We start from the raw sequence: 16,224 nt of genomic DNA on the forward strand, positions 1-16,224 counted from the left end.
TTGCTCACGACTGGTTCGCGTCGGCCGGCTTCACGGTCATCGGCGGGTTCGGCCACAGGCCGTACACGGACGGCGCGTACAGCGCTTCGACACGCGTCGGCGGCAACCCGAACGTACCGACGTTGTTCAGCCGCACCGTGTATTCGACCGAGAATTTGCCCTTCGGCAAATAGTCGTAATACGCGCGGTAGCCGTCGAAGTCGCGTTCGATGAACGACGGCCACGCGCCGTCCGGCGTCTTCTCGCCCTGGGTCGCGGCTTCCGAGTCGCGGCCGAGGCCCGAGCCGAGGATCGTCGCGCCGGACGGAATCGGATCGTTGACGACGACCCACGTCATGTCGCTTTGCGCATCGATGTCGAGATGCACGCGCACGACGTCGCCGCGCGTGAGCACGCCCTTGACGGCGGGCGACACCGGCGTGATCGTCTTCGTGATCCGGTAGCCGGCCGCGAACGGCGAGCGCAGCGGCACGGCCGCGAGGCTCTCGACGGTCGCCCACGGGCGGCCCGTGCCGTCCTGCGTGACGGACAGCGTGGCCGGCGCCTGCGACGCGTGCGGCCACGACATCAGCACGCTGCGTGCCGTGGCCGCACGCGTCGCGGCCGTGGCCGACGCCGGGGTATCGGCGGGTGCGGGTGCCTGCGACCACGAGATCGCGCGCTCGTTGCCGCCGAGCGCGACCTTCGTCGTGCCGGTGACGGGCGTGCTTTCGTAGGTGCGCGAGAAGCGCTCGACCGCGAGCAGGCCGAGTGCGTTCGACGTCGTCGTCTGCCATGCGCCCTGGCGTTGCAGCGCGAGCAGGCCGGCCGTCACGCGCGGCATCTCGTCCTTCCACGCCGGGTCGCCCGCGAATTCGAGCGCGAGACGTGCGGCGTTGGTCTCGTTGCTCGTCATCAGCCACCACAGGTCGTCGTCGCGCGCGGTCGAGAACACGAGCTGCGTGCCCTGGTACGTGAGGCGCGCCCGCAGGATCTGTTCGACCTGCGCGCGTTTCTCGTCGCGCTGCGGGATGTCCTTCACGCGCGTGAGGATCGCGTGATAGTCGATCAGCGCCGACGTCGGCCACTGGTTCGGCGCGATCTCGATCGAGCCGAGCATGCGACCCTGGGCGGCGCCGTAACGCGACAGCGCCTCGACCGCGGCGAGCTTGCGCAGGTCGCGATCCTGGCGCGGCGCCCAGGTGTTGCGTTCGATGCGGCCGTCGACGAAGCGCGCGAGCCCGGCTTCCAGCTGCGTGCGCATGTCTTCCGGCAGCGCGAAGCGCGGGTCGAGGCGGCCGGCTTCGTCGGCTACGACGAGCAGGTACGACGACAGCGTCGGGCTGCCCGAGTGCGAATCGTCGGACGACGGCGGGAAGTAGCTCGCGAGCCCGTCGCTGTCGAGGTAGACGGGCATGCGCGCCACCAGCGCCTGCCATTGCGCGGGGTCGTGCAGGCCGATCGCGCGCGACGCCTGCTGTTCCAGGCAGCGGTACGGATAGCGCTCGAACCAGCGCTGCACGCCGGGCAGGCCGTCCGCGAGCTTCGACTGCAGCGACACGGCGATACCGCCGCGCGGCGTGCCCTGTGCGTTGTCGACCGCACCGGCCGGCGCCGACACGGGCACCGTCAGCGTGCCGTCGACCTGCGCGAGCGTGGCCTGCTGCACGGTCACCGGCAGCGCGGGCACGACCTTCTGCGCGACGGCCAGCGCATCGGACGCGCGCTTGCCGCCTTGCTCGGCCGCCTCGATGCGCCAGTTCAGCGCGCCGGCCGCGTCGAGCGCCTGCTCGGGCACGGTGATCGTCCACGCCACCTCGGTCGCCGCGTTGGCCGCGAGCGATACGGTTTGCGGCGCGACGTCGAGGCCCGTCACGCGCGGCGTCACGACGACCTGCATCGCGCGGTCGGTCGTGTTGCGCAGCGTGACCTGCGCGCGGAACGCATCGCCTTCGCGCACGAGCGGCGGCAGGCCGGAGATCAGCTGCAGATCCTGCGTGCTGCGGATCGACGTGCTGCCGGTGCCGAAGCGATCGGCGCCGACCGCCGCGATCGCGACGATCCGGAAACGCGTCAGCGCATCGTTCAGCGGCACGTCGACGGTCGCGCTGCCGTTCGCGTCGAGCGTCACGCGCGGGTTCCACAGCAGCAGCGTGTCGAACAGCTCGCGCGTCGGCGCGCTGCCGCCCCCGCCGCCGGCCGGCACGGCCTTGCGGCCGAAGTGGCGGCGGCCGACGATTTCCATCTGCGCGGTGGCCGTTTCAACGCCGTATGCGCGACGCTGCAACATCGCGTCGAGCAGGTCCCAGCTGTTGTTCGGCATCAGTTCGAGCAGCGCCTCGTCGACGGCCGCGACCGCGATCTGCGTGCCGGCCGGTGCGGGCTGGCCGTTCGGCAGCGTCACCTTCACATGCGCCTGGGCCTTGCTGCGCACCGTGTAGCGCGTGGCGTCGGTCGTCACGGTCACGCCGAGACGATGCACGCCCGTGCCGACCTTGATCTCGCCGAGGCCATAGCGGAACGCGGGCTTCGACAGGTCGACGAACGCGGTCGGCGCTTCATAGTGACGGCCTTCGCGCCAGAAGGCGCGCGCCCATTCGACCGGCGCCTTCCAGCCCCACGTGAAGAACGAGTACCACGGCACTTCGCGAATCCGGCCGCGCAATGCGAGCACCGATACGTACACGTTCGGCCCCCACGATTCGCCGACCTTCAGGTCGACGGTCGGGTTCTTGCCGTTCAGCTGCACGACGTGCGTTTCCATCACGCCGCCGCGCTCGACCGCGACGAGGGCGGTGGCGTAGCGGAACGGCATGCGCACCTGGAAGCGCGCGGTTTCGCCCGGCTCGTACGAAGTCTTCTCCGGAATCACGTCGATCCGGTCGGTGTTGTCGCCGCCGAACCAGAGTTCGTCCTCGCGCGTGACCCACACCGACGTCGACGCGTTCGACGCGCGGCCGTCGCCGTCCTTCGCGACCGCGATCAGCTGCACGTTGCCGGCCTGCTCGAGCGTGGCGTCGCAGGCCATGCGGCCCTTGTCGTCGGTCTTGCCCGAGCACAGCACGCCGAGGTCGCGCGTGTCGCTCTTGTTGTCGTATGCGTAGAAGCCGCCGACCATCCGCTTGCGCGACGACGTCGTGACGTGCGCGACGCCCTTGATCTCGATCGACACCGACGCACGCGGCTTGCCCTGCAGATCGACCGCGAGCGCCTGCACGGGCACGCGCTGGCCGACCGACACCCAATGGCCGGCCTTGATGCCGACCGCCACCGCGGCCGGCCACAGGATCGTGTCGCCGCGGATCGTCTGCACTTCGCCGTTCGGATCCGCGAACGTCGCTTCGAGCGCGATGCGCTTCGGCGCGTCGACGTCGGGCAGCCCCTTGAGCGTGACGGAGCCCGCGCCGTTGCGATCGAGCGTCAGCGGCAGCTTGTCCGCGATCAGCTTCGTCGCATCGGGATCGCTGTTCGACGACGACGCGTTGTCGCCGTCCTGCGAATCGTCGTCGGCGTTGCCGTCGCTCGTGTCGGGGCGATACGGCGAGAAGCTGAAGTCCTCGAAGCGGTCCGCGAACGGCGGCGATGCCCACTTCATCAGCGCCGACACCTGCACGGGCAGGTTCGATGCGCCGCCGCCCGACACGTAGTCGATCTGCACGGCGAGCGGCGCTTCCTTCACGGCGACGAGCGGGCGCTTCTGCGCGTCGCGCGCGCTGATCGACCCTTTCAGCACCGGCAGGCGGAACGCCTCGACGCGGAAGCTGCCGCTGTAGTAGCTGGTGGTCGGCGCATCGTCCGGGCCGCCTTCGAGCGACACGCTGTATTCGCCGAGCTTCGCTGCCGGCGGCAGCGTGAACTGCGTGTCGGCGCTATGGTCGGCCGTCCACGTGAGCGGCAGCTTGTACGTCTGGTCCGAGCCGAGATGGCGGATCGTCACGCGCGTCGGGTATTGCGACGGGAACGCGAGGCTCTGCAGTGTCTCGGTACGCAGGAAATGCTTCATCGACACGGTTTCGCCGGCGCGCAGCAGCGTGCGGTCGAACACGGTATGCGCGCGCACCGTCGGTGCGCTGTCGTTGTCGGTCGGCACGTTGAAGCGCCACGATTCGATCCCGCGATTCCAGTTCGAGCTGACGAACGCCATGTCGGGGCCGGTCTTCGGATCGTCGACGCGTGCGGACACGAAGTAATCGTCGAAGCGCTGTTCCGACGAACGGCATTCGTGCTTCGGCTCGAACGGGCCGTCGATCTTCAGCAGGCCCTGCGCGTCGGTCGTGCCGGCCGCGATCTCGTCGCCGTTGCAATCCGATACGCGAATGTGCGCGTTCGGCACGGGCTTGCCCTTGTCGAGCGTCGTGACCCACACGAGGTTGTTCTCGCGCCCCTGTTTCAGGTGCACGCCGAGGTTCGTGACGAGCACCGTGGTGCGCACGTACATGCTCGACGGTTTCGCGAGCAACGAGCGGCCGAGCGCGGGCGACGCGAGTTCCAGCACGTAGAAGCCGGGCTTGTCGATCGGCACGCCGACGATCTCGAACGGGCGCAGCGTCTTCGGATCGGCCTTCGGCAGCGTCAGCGCCTGCGCGCCCGGTTCGCCGTCGAGCAGCGACAGCGAGCGCACGTCGATGCGGCGGTTCTGCGGCGCGGGCATCTTTTCGCCGGCTTCGAGCGGCACGTAGACGGGGTGCTGGCCCTTGCGTTGCAGCAAGCCCGGCATGCGCTCGTCGATCGTGCCGGCCGTCATCGACCAGTTGTCGAAGCGGTCGACGGTTCGCATCCATTGACGAATCGCGGTGTCGTTCTCGACCTTCAGGTTCGCGAATTGCGCGCCGCCCGCGTTGAGGCCGGCGATATGGAGATCGGCTTCGACGTTGCGCAGCGTGACCGGCACGAGCGCAGGCGTATCGGGTTCGGCAAAGCGCTCGACGATGCCGAAGGTGCCCGACGAGAATTTCGCGAGCGGCGGCATCGGTGCGGTGCGCGTCGCGAGCGGGAACAGGTCGGCGTTCGCGAGCGAGCGGTCGGTCACGTCGCGCAGCCCGGACGGCAGCTCGATCGTCAGGCTCGCCTGCGCGGGCAGCGGCGGGTTGAACGTGACGGTCATCACTTCGTCGCTGTGGTCGTCCGCGGCGAAGGTCGGCGATAGCGAACCGTCAGGGCCGCGCAGCTTGATCGCTTCGGCGTTCTTGCGCGAGATCGGCGCGTTGAACGACAGCGTCAGCGGACGCAGCGGCGTGCAGGGCGCCTTCGCGTTCTCGCGCTCGCACGAGAAGCTCGCGGCGAACGGCGCGCGCACGGTGAAGTCGAAACGCCGCTCGGTTTCGTTCGCGATGCCGCTCGGGCTCGCCACGCCCTTGCCGTAGACGAGCTGCATCTTCGCGCTGGCCGGCAGCGCCTGCGCGCACGACAGCGTGAGCACGCGCGCGGCGTCCTTCTTCAGCCCGAAGTGATCGAGCAGCGCGGTGCGGGTGTCGTCGGCGGCGGCCGTGACGGGGATGCGGTTGCCGATGCCGGCCGCTTCGCACCAGATGTTCGCGAGCGCGGAGCGCGGTTCGGCCGGGCCGTTCAGCTTCAGCACGAAGACCTGGCGTTCCTCGATCTCGCGCGAGCCGGGGCGCACCGTCACCGGGAACGGGCCGCCCGTTTGAAACGTGAAGCGGCGCGGGCCGCTCACCGCATTGCCGGCGACCGAGCGCAGCGTGTCGTTGAGTGCGACCGAGCAGCGTACGCCCGGCGGCAGGTCGTTCTCGAAATCGTAGACCCAGGTCTTGTCGTCGAGCCAGTGACCCTGGCCGCGCGCGGCAGCGGCATCGTTGCAGGTCATGCGCGCGGGACTCGGCGCGGACGCCGAACCGAACGCGACCATCGCTTCGTCGAACTTGACGACGCTTTGCCGGACCTCGGTGACGGTGCCTTGCGGCGAGACGCTCACGGTGCGTGCGGCGAGCGCATGCAGCGACAGTGCGGCCGCGGCGCCGAGCGCCGCAACCGCGCCGATGCGCAGGAACAGCCGTGTGGTGTGATTGGCGTTGGATTGATTCGTGTTGTTGTGTTTGTCGTGCTGCTTCATCGCTCGATGCCCTCGGAGGGAAGCTTTCTGTTTGATTGCAGGCGATTCTAACCGACGCGCATGTGAGCGGATGACGGAATGCTGCGTGTCGTCGGCTTGCGACACACGGCATCACGATGCAGAATTGTCGCGTCGACGACACAAAGATGCAGCGAAATGTCGATTGTCTCGGAATGCGGAACATTTAATGGACTATAAAACCATTGTCCGATCCGATTTGTGCGCGTACATTTCAGGGCCGCGCCAATGTTTGAGAATTATCAAGCGTGGTTTTCCCGAATCCGGTGTTCGAGAGAAGGAAACATGCACAACGACAACACTCCCCACTCGCGTCGCGATGACGACGCAGCCGCAAGCGGCATCACGCGGCGTCAATGGCTGCAGGGCGCACTGGCGCTGACGGCGGCGGGCCTCACCGGCTCACTGGCGTTGCGGGCCCTGGCCGACAATCCCGGCACCGCGCCGCTCGATACGTTCATGACGCTCTCCGAAGCGCTGACAGGCAAGAAAGGGCTGAGCCGCGTGCTCGGCGAACGCTTCCTGCAGGCGTTGCAGAAGGGCTCGTTCAAGACGACCGACGGTCTGTCGCAACTCGCCGGCGCACTCGCGTCCGGTTCGCTGAGCCCCGATCAGGAAGCCTCCGCGCTGACGATCCTCGAAGCGTGGTATCTCGGCATCATCGACAACGTCGTGATTACGTACGAAGAAGCATTAATGTTCAGCGTCGTGTCCGATACGCTCGTGATCCCTTCGTATTGCCCCAACAAACCCGGCTTCTGGGCCGAAAAACCGATCGAGAGGCAAGCCTGATGGCCGATACCGATACGCAAAAAGCCGACGTCGTCGTCGTCGGGTCCGGTGTCGCAGGCGCGATCGTCGCGCACCAGCTCGCGATGGCGGGCAAGTCGGTGATCCTGCTCGAAGCGGGCCCGCGCATGCCGCGCGGCGATATCGTCGAGCGCTTCCGGAACCAGCCCGACAAGACGGATTTCATGGCCCCGTACCCGTCGAGCCCGTGGGCACCGCATCCGGAATACGGCCCGCCGAACGACTACCTGATCCTGAAGGGCGAGCACAAGTTCAACTCGCAGTACATCCGCGCGGTGGGCGGCACGACGTGGCACTGGGCCGCGTCGGCGTGGCGCTTCATCCCGAACGACTTCAAGATGAAGACAGTGTACGGCGTCGCGCGCGACTGGCCGATCCAGTACGACGATCTCGAGCATTACTATCAGCGCGCCGAGGAAGAACTCGGCGTGTGGGGCCCCGGGCCCGAGGAAGACCTGTACTCGCCGCGCAAGGAGCCGTACCCGATGCCGCCGCTGCCGTTGTCGTTCAACGAGCAGACGATCAAGAGCGCGCTGAACGGCTACGATCCGAAGTTCCACGTGGTGACCGAGCCGGTCGCGCGCAACAGCCGCCCGTACGACGGCCGGCCGACTTGTTGCGGGAACAACAATTGCATGCCGATCTGCCCGATCGGCGCGATGTACAACGGCATCGTGCACGTCGAGAAGGCCGAGCAGGCCGGCGCGAAGCTGATCGACAGCGCGGTCGTCTACAAGCTCGAGACGGGCCCGGGCAAGCGCATCGTCGCCGCGATCTACAAGGACAAGACGGGCGCCGACCATCGCGTCGAAGGCAAGTATTTCGTCGTGGCCGCGAACGGCATCGAGACGCCGAAGATCCTGCTGATGTCGGCGAACCGCGATTTCCCGAACGGCGTCGCGAACAGCTCCGACATGGTCGGGCGCAACCTGATGGACCACCCGGGCACGGGCGTGTCGTTCTACGCGAACGACAAGCTGTGGCCGGGCCGCGGCCCGCAGGAAATGACGTCGCTGATCGGTTTCCGCGACGGCCCGTTCCGGGCGACGGAAGCCGCGAAGAAGATCCACCTGTCGAACATGTCGCGCATCAACCAGGAGACGCAGAAGATCTTCAAGGCGGGCAAGCTGATGAAGCCCGACGAGCTCGACGCGCAGATCCGCGACCGCTCCGCGCGCTACGTGCAGTTCGACTGCTTCCACGAAATCCTGCCGCAGCCCGAGAACCGCATCGTGCCGAGCAAGACGGCCACCGACGCGATCGGCATTCCGCGCCCGGAAATCACGTACGCGATCGACGACTACGTGAGACGCGGCGCCGCGCATACGCGTGAAGTCTATGCGACGGCCGCGAAGGTGCTGGGCGGCACGGAAGTCGTGTTCAACGACGAGTTCGCGCCGAACAACCACATCACGGGTGCGACGATCATGGGCGCGGATGCACGCGACTCGGTCGTCGACAAGGACTGCCGCACGTTCGACCATCCGAACCTGTTCATCTCGAGCAGCTCGACGATGCCGACCGTCGGTACGGTGAACGTGACGCTGACGATCGCGGCGCTTGCGCTGCGGATGTCGGACACGCTGAAGAAGGAAGTCTGACCGTGCGGAAATCTACTCTCACCTTCCTCCTCGCCGGGTGCCTCGCGCTGCCCGGTCTCGTGCGCGCGGCCGACTCGGCCGATCCCGCGCAGATCAAGCGCGGCGAATACCTGGCGATCGCGGGCGACTGCATGGCCTGCCACACCGCGAAGGGCGGCAAGCCGTTCGCGGGCGGTCTCGGGATGCCGGTGCCGATGCTCGGCAAGATCTATTCGAGCAACATCACGCCGGACCCGGACACCGGCATCGGCAACTGGACGTTCGAGGACTTCGAGCGAGCGGTGCGCCACGGCGTCGCGAAGAACGGCGACAACCTGTATCCGGCGATGCCGTACGTGTCGTACGCGAAGGTCAATGACGACGATGTGCAGGCGTTGTACGCGTACTTCATGCACGGCGTCGAGCCGGTCAAGCAGACGCCGCCGAAGAACGAGATTCCCGCGCTGCTGAGCATGCGCTGGCCGCTGAAGATCTGGAACTGGCTGTTCCTGAAGGACGGCGTATACGAGCCGAAGCCGGCGCAAAGCGCCGAGTGGAACCGCGGTGCGTACCTGGTGCAGGGCCTCGCGCACTGCAGCACGTGCCACACCCCGCGCGGCGTTGCGATGCAGGAGAAGTCGCTCGACGAGACGGGCGGCAGCTTCCTGTCGGGTTCGGTGCTCGCGGGCTGGGACGGCTACAACATCACGTCGGATCCGAACGCGGGGATCGGCGGCTGGACCCAGCAGCAGCTCGTCCAGTACCTGCGTACCGGCAGCGTGCCGGGTGTCGCGCAGGCGGCCGGCCCGATGGCCGAGGCGGTCGAGCACAGCTTCTCGAAGATGACCGACGCCGACATCGGCGCGATCGCGACGTACATCCGCACGGTGCCGGCCGTGGCCGACGGCAGCGCGAAGCAGTCGCGTTCGTCGTGGGGCAAGCCGGCCGAGGACGGGCTGAAGCTGCGCGGCGTGGCGCTCGCGTCGTCGGGCATCGATCCGGCGCGGCTGTATCTCGGCAACTGTGCGACGTGTCACCAGATGCAGGGCAAGGGCACGCCGGACGGTTACTACCCGTCGCTGTTCCACAACTCGACGGTGGGTGCGTCGAACCCGGCCAACCTGGTCCAGGTGATCCTGAACGGCGTGCAGCGCAAGGCCGGCAGCGAGGATGTCGCGATGCCTGCATTCCGCAACGAGTTGTCGGATGCACAGATCGCCGCGCTGACGAACTACCTGACCGCGCAGTTCGGCAATCCGGCCGCGAAGGTGACCGAGCAGGACGTCGCGAAGGCGCGTTGACGCCGGCAGCACGCGGCACGAAGCAGGGCAACACTGACAAGAGGAGGAGCACAGCACATCGGGCGGGCCCCGATGCCGGTTGTTGCAGAGGAGGGCGGGCGGCGCAGGCGGCTGCCCGTTCTGGTTCGTTGGCAATCCGGTGCGCGCGCTTCGCGCATCGTTTTCGTTGATCACACCATGACACCGAATCAACCGTTTCTCGCGTCCCAGCGCGATGTGCTGCTGCTGCTGTCCCGAATCCTGCTCGTGATCCTGTTCGTGATGTTCGGCTGGAAGAAGATCGTCGACTTCTCCGGAACGATCGCGTTCATGGGAACGGAGGGCGCGCCGGCGCCGATCATTTCGGCGGCGATCGCCGTCGTGATGGAGCTGTTCGTCGGCATCGCGCTCCTCGTCGGCTTCCAGACGCGGCCGCTCGCGCTGCTGCTTGCGCTGTACACGATCGGCACCGCGCTCATCGGCCACCGCTACTGGACGATGACGGGCGGCGAGCAGATCAACAACATGATTCATTTCTACAAGAACATCGCGATCTCGGGCGGCCTGCTCGCGCTTTGCGCGGCCGGCCCCGGACGTTTTTCGATCGATCGCGGGTGAACGGGCCGCCGGCGCGCGCATTGGGCGCGCGCCGGACGGTCGAGACTCCGAGGGGGCATCATTTTGCGACTCAAACATTTCGCATGGCTGATTGCGGCTGCCACGCCTGCAGCCGCATTCGCACAGACGAGCGTGACGCTGTACGGCCGGATCGACGGCGGCGTCGAATACCTGAACCACATCGCTCAGCCGAACGGCGGTAGCGCGACACGCTGGAGTGCCGAAAGCGGCGACTGGGGCACCAGCATGTTCGGCCTGAAGGGTGTCGAGGATCTCGGCGGCGGCATGTCGACCGTCTTCAACCTCGAAACCGCCTTCCAGGTGATGAACGGCCAGACGGGCGGCGGGCGCATGTGGTCGCGCCGCGCGTATGTCGGGTTGAAGAGTGACACGTGGGGCCAGCTGCAGGCCGGCCGCAACCTCTTCATCGACAGCGACGGCGTGTGGGAATTCGATCCGTTCGTCCAGCAGGCGTTTTCGTCCGCATCGCTCGTGCGCGGCCGCAACTGGCAGCAGAGCAGCAACAACATCGAATATCACAGCCCGGTGATCGGCGGCTTCGACGTGCAGGCGCAATACGCGTTCGGCAATCAGTCGCGCGGTTTCAACTACGGCGCGGCCGACGACTTCGGCCGCTCGGACGGGATCATGCTGTCGTATCACTCGGCGCTGCTCGACGTGCGGGGCATCTACGACGAACTGCGCGACAACAACGGCAAGTTCAGCAACATCTTCACCGCGTCGCGCGAGTATTTCGTCGGCGCGAACGTGAAGGTCGCGAAGTTCAAGATCCAGGGCGCGTATACGCACTACCAGGCGCCGGACAGCCCGGCGGGCGTCGCCGATCGTGCCGATCACTACTGGCTCGGTGCGACCTATGCGGCCAATCCGCAGTGGGCCGTGACGGGGGGCGGGTACTACGTGAAGGTGGGCGACGGCGGCGGCGATGCGTCGCACGATCCGTCGGGCCACGCGATCATGTACGTGCTCGGTACTACCTACAACCTGTCGAAGCGCACGTTCCTGTATGGCACGGTGGCGTATGTGCGTAATGGCGGGAATTCGAACTTCTCGCTGCTCGCGACGCCGCGCGACGCGACGTCGGGCACGAGCCCGATGACCGGCGAGTCGCAGACGGGCGCGTATGTGGGGATGATGCATACGTTCTGAGCGGGGTGTAGCACGGGCAAGGCACGGGTGAGGGTGGGTCCGTGCCTTGTTGCGTTTACAGGTTGCACAGCCGGCTCAGAACCCGCACGCCTCGGTCGTCGTCAGTGTCGCAAACGGCCCGCCAAGCGTCGCATTGTGATGCGCGACGATCCGCTCGGCCGGCAACTCCAGCGTGTCCATGCAGGTATGCGCATCTGCAACGAGCACCGCACGCAAGCCGAGATCGCCGGCCGCGCGGCAGGTCGTATCGATGCAGTACTGCGTCTTCATCCCCGCAATCACGATTTCGCCGATCCCGGCTGCGTGCAGCCACCCCGCGAGTCGCGTGCCGGCGAAGCAACTGGGCCGCGTCTTGTCGAACACGGTATCGCGTTGTGCATCGATCGCGAGCGCCGGCAGCAGCGCGGCGAGCGGCGCGTCGGGCGCGATCGGCGAGCCGGCCGGGCCGGTGTGACGCACCGCGTACACGGGCGCGCCCGCTTCATGTGCGCGATGAATCAGCCGGTTGATGTTGGCCAGCACGCGTTCGCCGTCATGCGGACGATCGGGGCCGTGAAACAACCCGACCTGCATGTCGACGACGAGCAGCGCACGTTTGGGCGAACGGACTTCGGACATTGCGTTTCTCCTGAATGACCGGTGCGGACGGAGAAACGAAGAGACCCCGTCCGGAACCGGCGGGGCCTGCGCGAATCGGTGACGCTACGACCTTGCGCGCACTCGCCGCACGGGCCCGCCGGAGGCGGTCGTGCGCGTGGTCGTCGAAAGCGTGGTCGTGGCGTTGTGCATGAAGCGATCATGCACGATGAGCGAGGGCCGCGTCAATGGCACGCGCCATGCACCATGCACAACGCACCGCCCACCAGTCAGTCGAGCGCTTTCCCTGCCTTCTCGTCCATGCAGCGAATCGCGAGCAGCGTGAACACACCGCAACCGATCGCATACCACGCGGGCGCATTCGGATTGCCGGTCGCGGCGATCAGCCACGTGACGAAGAACTGCGCGAAGCCGCCGAAGATCGCGACGCCCACGCTGTAGACGAGCGCGCCGCCGGTCGCCCGCACCGCACGCGGGAACAGCTCGCCGAGCATGGCGCCCGTCGCGCCGATGTTGATCGCGTGCACGACCGACAGCGCGGCGATGATCGACAGCAGCGAGGTGGCGCCCGGCCAGCGGTTCAACGCGATGAACGCGGGATAGATCGCGAGCATCAGCGCGATGCGCGTCCACCAGACGATCCGGTTGCGCCCGTAGACGTCCGACAGGTGGCCGCCGATCGGCGTCACGAGCATCAGGATCGCGCCGGCGATGCAGCCAGCCGTCATCGACAGCCAGGTCGGCAGGTGCAGCACCTGCACGCCGTAGATCGCCATGTAGAACACGATGATGTAGTGGATCGACGTGCCGCCGATCGTCACGCCGAGCCCCGCGAACACGGCCTTGCCGTGATGGCGCAGCACGTCGGCGAGCGGCAGCGACGCGACCGGTTCTTCATGCGCGGCGGCAGGCGTGGCGGCCGGCACTTCCTCGACGGTGCGGCGCAGCCAGTAGCCGATCGGCACGAACAGCGTGCCGATCACGAACGGGATGCGCCAGCCCCAGCTTTCGAGCTGCGCGGCGTTGAGCGTCGACGTCAGCGCGACGCCGGTCAGCGCGCCCGCGAGCGCGGCGAGCCCCTGGCTCGAGAACTGGAACGACGCGTAGAAGCCGCGGCGGTGCTGCGGCGCCTGTTCGAGCAGCAGCGTCGTCGACGCGCCGACTTCGCCGCCCGATGCGAACCCCTGCAACAGGCGCGCGAGCACGAGCAGCAGCGGTGCGGCGATGCCGACCTGCGCGAAGGTCGGCGCGACCGCGATCGTCAGGGTGCCGAGCGCCATCAGCAGCAGCGTCAGGATCATCGCCTTCTTGCGGCCGGCGCGATCGGCGTACATGCCGATCACGAGACCGCCGAGCGGACGCGTGACGAAGCCGACACCGAAGCTCGCGACGGCGAGCATCAACTGCCCGAACGACGAATGCACGGGAAAGAACAGCTTGCCGATCAGGATCGCAAAGAAGCTGTAGACCGTGAAGTCGTAGAACTCGAGCGCGTTGCCGACGGCGGCGGCCGCGATCAGGCGGCGTTTCTTCGCGGCGGTGCGGGCATCGGCCGGCGAGCCGGCGAACGAAAGAGCGGACGTTTCCATGGGGTTCCCCCGGTAAGCGCGGAACTGTGTGATGAAGAGCCGTGAGGAACGGCCGTCAGGCCGCGAGCCACGCTTCGGCGACGCGCACCCAGTAGCTCGCGCCGATCGCGAGGATGTCATCGTTGAAGTCGTAGCCGGGGTTGTGCACCATGCAGCCGCCCTTGCTGCCGATCCCGTTGCCGATGAACGCATAGCAGCCGGGGCGCGCTTCGAGCATGAACGCGAAGTCTTCGCTGCCCATCAGCGGCGCGGCTTCGGTTTCGACGCGCTCGGCACCGAGCATCTGGCGCGCGATGTCGGCCGCGAAGGCGGTCGGCTCCGGATGGTTGACGAGTACCGGGTAACCGTAGTCGTAATCGACTTCCGCGGTGACGCCGAAGCTCTCCGCTTGGCCTTTGACGAGTGCTTCGATGCGCCGCGCGAGCAGCGCGCGCACGTCGGCGTTCAACGCGCGCACCGACAGCTTCATCACGACGGTTTCGGGAATGATGTTGAAGGTCTCGCCGGCCTGTACGCTGCCGACCGTGATCACGGCCGCGTGCTGCGCGTCGACCTCGCGCGCGACGATCGTTTGCAGCGCGACCATGATGCTGCCCGCGGCCGACATCGGATCGCGCGCGAAGTGCGGCATCGCGCCGTGACCGCCGACGCCGCGCAGCGTGATCGTCACGCGGTCGGCCGACGCCATCGCGGCGCCGGTGCGGAACGCCATGTCGCCGGCCGCGCGGCCCGGCATGTTGTGGATCGCGAAGATCGCATCGCACGGGAAACGATCGAACAGGCCGTCGTCCATCATCGACTTCGCGCCGCCGAAGTTTTCCTCGGCCGGCTGGAAGATCAGGTTTAGCGTGCCGGAGAACTGGCGCGTGGCCGCGAGGTGGCGCGCCGCGCACAGCAACATTGCCGTATGGCCGTCGTGGCCGCATGCATGCATCTTGTTCGCGTGACGGCTCGCGTACGGCAGGCCGGTAGCTTCCGCGAGCGGCAGCGCATCCATGTCGGCGCGCAGGCCGACGGTGCGCGTGCCTTGTCCTTCGCGCAGCACGCCGACGACGCCCGTCTTGCCGATGCCGCGATGCACTTCATAGCCCCAGCCCGTGAGCAGTTCGGCGACGAGGTCGCTGGTCAGCGTTTCCTCGAATGCGAGTTCCGGATGAGCATGGATGCGGCGGCGCACCTCGATCAGATCGGGGGCGATCGCGGCGATGCCGGGGATGACGGGGTTCACGGCTTGCAGCATGGTGTCTCCTGTGGGGGACGGTGGGCGTTTGACGCGCATATGACGTGCAAGCATATAAATTTCTTTTGCGTACCAGAAGCTGCTAAATTGCTTTGGTGCACACCACTGGTTGCCGCTCGGGAATACCCTGAGCCGGCATGCGGCGCGGCACAACAGGGTTTCCACGAATCACGCATGCCGCCATGAAATACCATCAGCTGAAAGCGTTCGTCACCGTCGCGGAAGAAGGGAGTATCCGTGCGGCCGCGCGGCGCCTGAACGTGTCGCCGGCAGCGTTGACGAAGGCGGTGAAGGAGCTGGAGATCGCGCTCGGCGTATCGCTCGTCGTGCGCACCGCGCGCGGCGTGCAGCTCACCGCGTTCGGCCAGCAGTTGCAGGTGCGCGCGCGGCTGATCGTCGCCGAAATGCAGCGCGCGCGCGACGACATCGAGCAGGCCCAGGGCGCGATGACGGGCTCGGTCGCGGCGGCGATCACGCCGGCCGCCGCCGTGACGATTCTGCCCGACGCATTCCGCGCGTTCCGGCGGCGCTTTCCGGTTGCGCGCGTCAACCTCGTCGAAGGGTTTCCGGGCGTCGCGCTGCCGCGGCTGCACGACGGCTCGCTCGATTTCGCGGTGGCCGTCGTCGTGCCCGAACTGCTCGCGGCCGAGTTCGATCACGCGGAACTCTATGCGAGCCGATCGCTGATCGTCGCGCGCAAGGGGCATCCGCTGGCGTCGGCCACGTCGCTCGCCGATCTCGTCGAAGCCGACTGGCTGATGAATCCGTCGCCGGAAAGCTCGACCCAGGTGTTGTTCAATTCATTCGTCGCATACGGGCTGCCGGTGCCGCAGCGGGTCGTCGAATGCCCGAGCTTCGGGCTTGCACACAGCCTGATGACGGGTTGCGACCTGATCGCGTCGATGCCCGAGCAACTGCTGCAAGGGGAGTGGGCGCGCGACCAGCTCGTGGTGTTGCCGATCCGCGAGCGGCTGCCGGGCGTGTCCGTGCAGGTCGTTACGCGCCGCGACAGCCCGCTCACGCCCGCCGCGGCGATGCTGCTCGACTGCCTGCGCGATTCCGCGCGGCGCAAGGGATTGCGGTGAGCGGAGCGCATGCGGATTCGGGCAATCACACAACGTAGTGATCCTGATTATCGGTCGTGCGCCTTCGTCGCTTCCCGTGCGCGATTGCAGGCTTGCGGCATGTGCGCCGCGAGCCGGTATCATATCGGCCGGCCCGCCGACCCGGCCGGCTTCCAACCACACGCCATCCGGCATCCAGCAATCAGAGG

Annotated in this window: 10 protein-coding genes; 6 read left to right on the top strand and 4 right to left on the bottom strand. The window is 67.3% G+C overall.

Annotation, left to right across the window (positions count from 1 at the left end; genetic code table 11):
* Positions 1 to 4: 4 nt before the first annotated feature.
* Positions 5 to 6,049, bottom strand: a complete 6,045-nt coding sequence (locus BME24068_RS12895; RefSeq protein ID WP_174926296.1) for an alpha-2-macroglobulin family protein — start codon at positions 6,047 to 6,049, stop codon at positions 5 to 7.
* A 303-nt stretch (positions 6,050 to 6,352) separates the two neighbouring features.
* Between BME24068_RS12895 and BME24068_RS12900 the strand changes: the two genes are divergently transcribed.
* The 5 genes from BME24068_RS12900 to BME24068_RS12920 all read left to right on the top strand — a co-directional run bounded on the left by BME24068_RS12900 (position 6,353) and on the right by BME24068_RS12920 (position 11,525).
* Positions 6,353 to 6,859, top strand: a complete 507-nt coding sequence (locus BME24068_RS12900; RefSeq protein WP_124825367.1) for a sugar dehydrogenase complex small subunit — start codon at positions 6,353 to 6,355, stop codon at positions 6,857 to 6,859.
* Entirely contained in the window at positions 6,859 to 8,478 is a 1,620-nt protein-coding gene (locus BME24068_RS12905) for a GMC family oxidoreductase (RefSeq protein WP_174926297.1), read from the top strand. Before BME24068_RS12900 ends, BME24068_RS12905 begins: the two co-directional genes overlap by 1 nt.
* A gap of 2 nt (positions 8,479 to 8,480) precedes the next feature.
* Complete coding sequence (locus BME24068_RS12910) at positions 8,481 to 9,758, top strand: cytochrome c (protein WP_096499772.1); 1,278 nt, start codon at positions 8,481 to 8,483, stop codon at positions 9,756 to 9,758.
* Between the two features lie 177 nt (positions 9,759 to 9,935).
* Positions 9,936 to 10,355, top strand: a complete 420-nt coding sequence (locus BME24068_RS12915) for a DoxX family protein (protein WP_096499770.1) — start codon at positions 9,936 to 9,938, stop codon at positions 10,353 to 10,355.
* 63 nt (positions 10,356 to 10,418) lie between these two features.
* Positions 10,419 to 11,525, top strand: coding sequence for a porin (locus BME24068_RS12920; protein ID WP_174926298.1), 1,107 nt, complete (start codon positions 10,419 to 10,421; stop codon positions 11,523 to 11,525).
* Positions 11,526 to 11,600: 75 nt separating this feature from the next.
* On the opposite strand, the gene BME24068_RS12925 is transcribed toward BME24068_RS12920, so the two are convergent.
* The 3 genes from BME24068_RS12925 to BME24068_RS12935 form a co-directional block, all read right to left on the bottom strand.
* Positions 11,601 to 12,143, bottom strand: coding sequence for an isochorismatase family protein (locus tag BME24068_RS12925; protein ID WP_096499766.1), 543 nt, complete (start codon positions 12,141 to 12,143; stop codon positions 11,601 to 11,603).
* A gap of 248 nt (positions 12,144 to 12,391) precedes the next feature.
* Entirely contained in the window at positions 12,392 to 13,711 is a 1,320-nt protein-coding gene (locus BME24068_RS12930) for an MFS transporter (RefSeq protein WP_174926299.1), read from the bottom strand.
* 55 nt (positions 13,712 to 13,766) lie between these two features.
* Positions 13,767 to 14,951 (bottom strand): M20 aminoacylase family protein, encoded by a 1,185-nt coding sequence (locus BME24068_RS12935; protein ID WP_174926300.1) that lies wholly within the window; start codon positions 14,949 to 14,951, stop codon positions 13,767 to 13,769.
* Between the two features lie 182 nt (positions 14,952 to 15,133).
* Between BME24068_RS12935 and BME24068_RS12940 the strand changes: the two genes are divergently transcribed.
* Positions 15,134 to 16,036, top strand: coding sequence for a LysR substrate-binding domain-containing protein (locus BME24068_RS12940; RefSeq protein ID WP_096499760.1), 903 nt, complete (start codon positions 15,134 to 15,136; stop codon positions 16,034 to 16,036).
* Positions 16,037 to 16,224 lie beyond the last annotated feature (188 nt).

The sequence above is a fragment of the Burkholderia anthina genome (assembly GCF_902498995.1).
Taxonomy (GTDB): domain Bacteria; phylum Pseudomonadota; class Gammaproteobacteria; order Burkholderiales; family Burkholderiaceae; genus Burkholderia; species Burkholderia anthina.

What these genes read in the sequence shown, in the direction of transcription:
- BME24068_RS12895 (WP_174926296.1), bottom strand. Translation starts at nt 6,049, where the DNA reads ATGAAGCAGCACGACAAACACAACAACACGAATCAATCCAACGCCAAT.
- BME24068_RS12900 (WP_124825367.1), top strand. Translation starts at nt 6,353, where the DNA reads ATGCACAACGACAACACTCCCCACTCGCGTCGCGATGACGACGCAGCC.
- BME24068_RS12905 (WP_174926297.1), top strand. Translation starts at nt 6,859, where the DNA reads ATGGCCGATACCGATACGCAAAAAGCCGACGTCGTCGTCGTCGGGTCC.
- BME24068_RS12915 (WP_096499770.1), top strand. Translation starts at nt 9,936, where the DNA reads ATGACACCGAATCAACCGTTTCTCGCGTCCCAGCGCGATGTGCTGCTG.
- BME24068_RS12925 (WP_096499766.1), bottom strand. Translation starts at nt 12,143, where the DNA reads ATGTCCGAAGTCCGTTCGCCCAAACGTGCGCTGCTCGTCGTCGACATG.
- BME24068_RS12930 (WP_174926299.1), bottom strand. Translation starts at nt 13,711, where the DNA reads ATGGAAACGTCCGCTCTTTCGTTCGCCGGCTCGCCGGCCGATGCCCGC.
- BME24068_RS12935 (WP_174926300.1), bottom strand. Translation starts at nt 14,951, where the DNA reads ATGCTGCAAGCCGTGAACCCCGTCATCCCCGGCATCGCCGCGATCGCC.
- BME24068_RS12940 (WP_096499760.1), top strand. Translation starts at nt 15,134, where the DNA reads ATGAAATACCATCAGCTGAAAGCGTTCGTCACCGTCGCGGAAGAAGGG.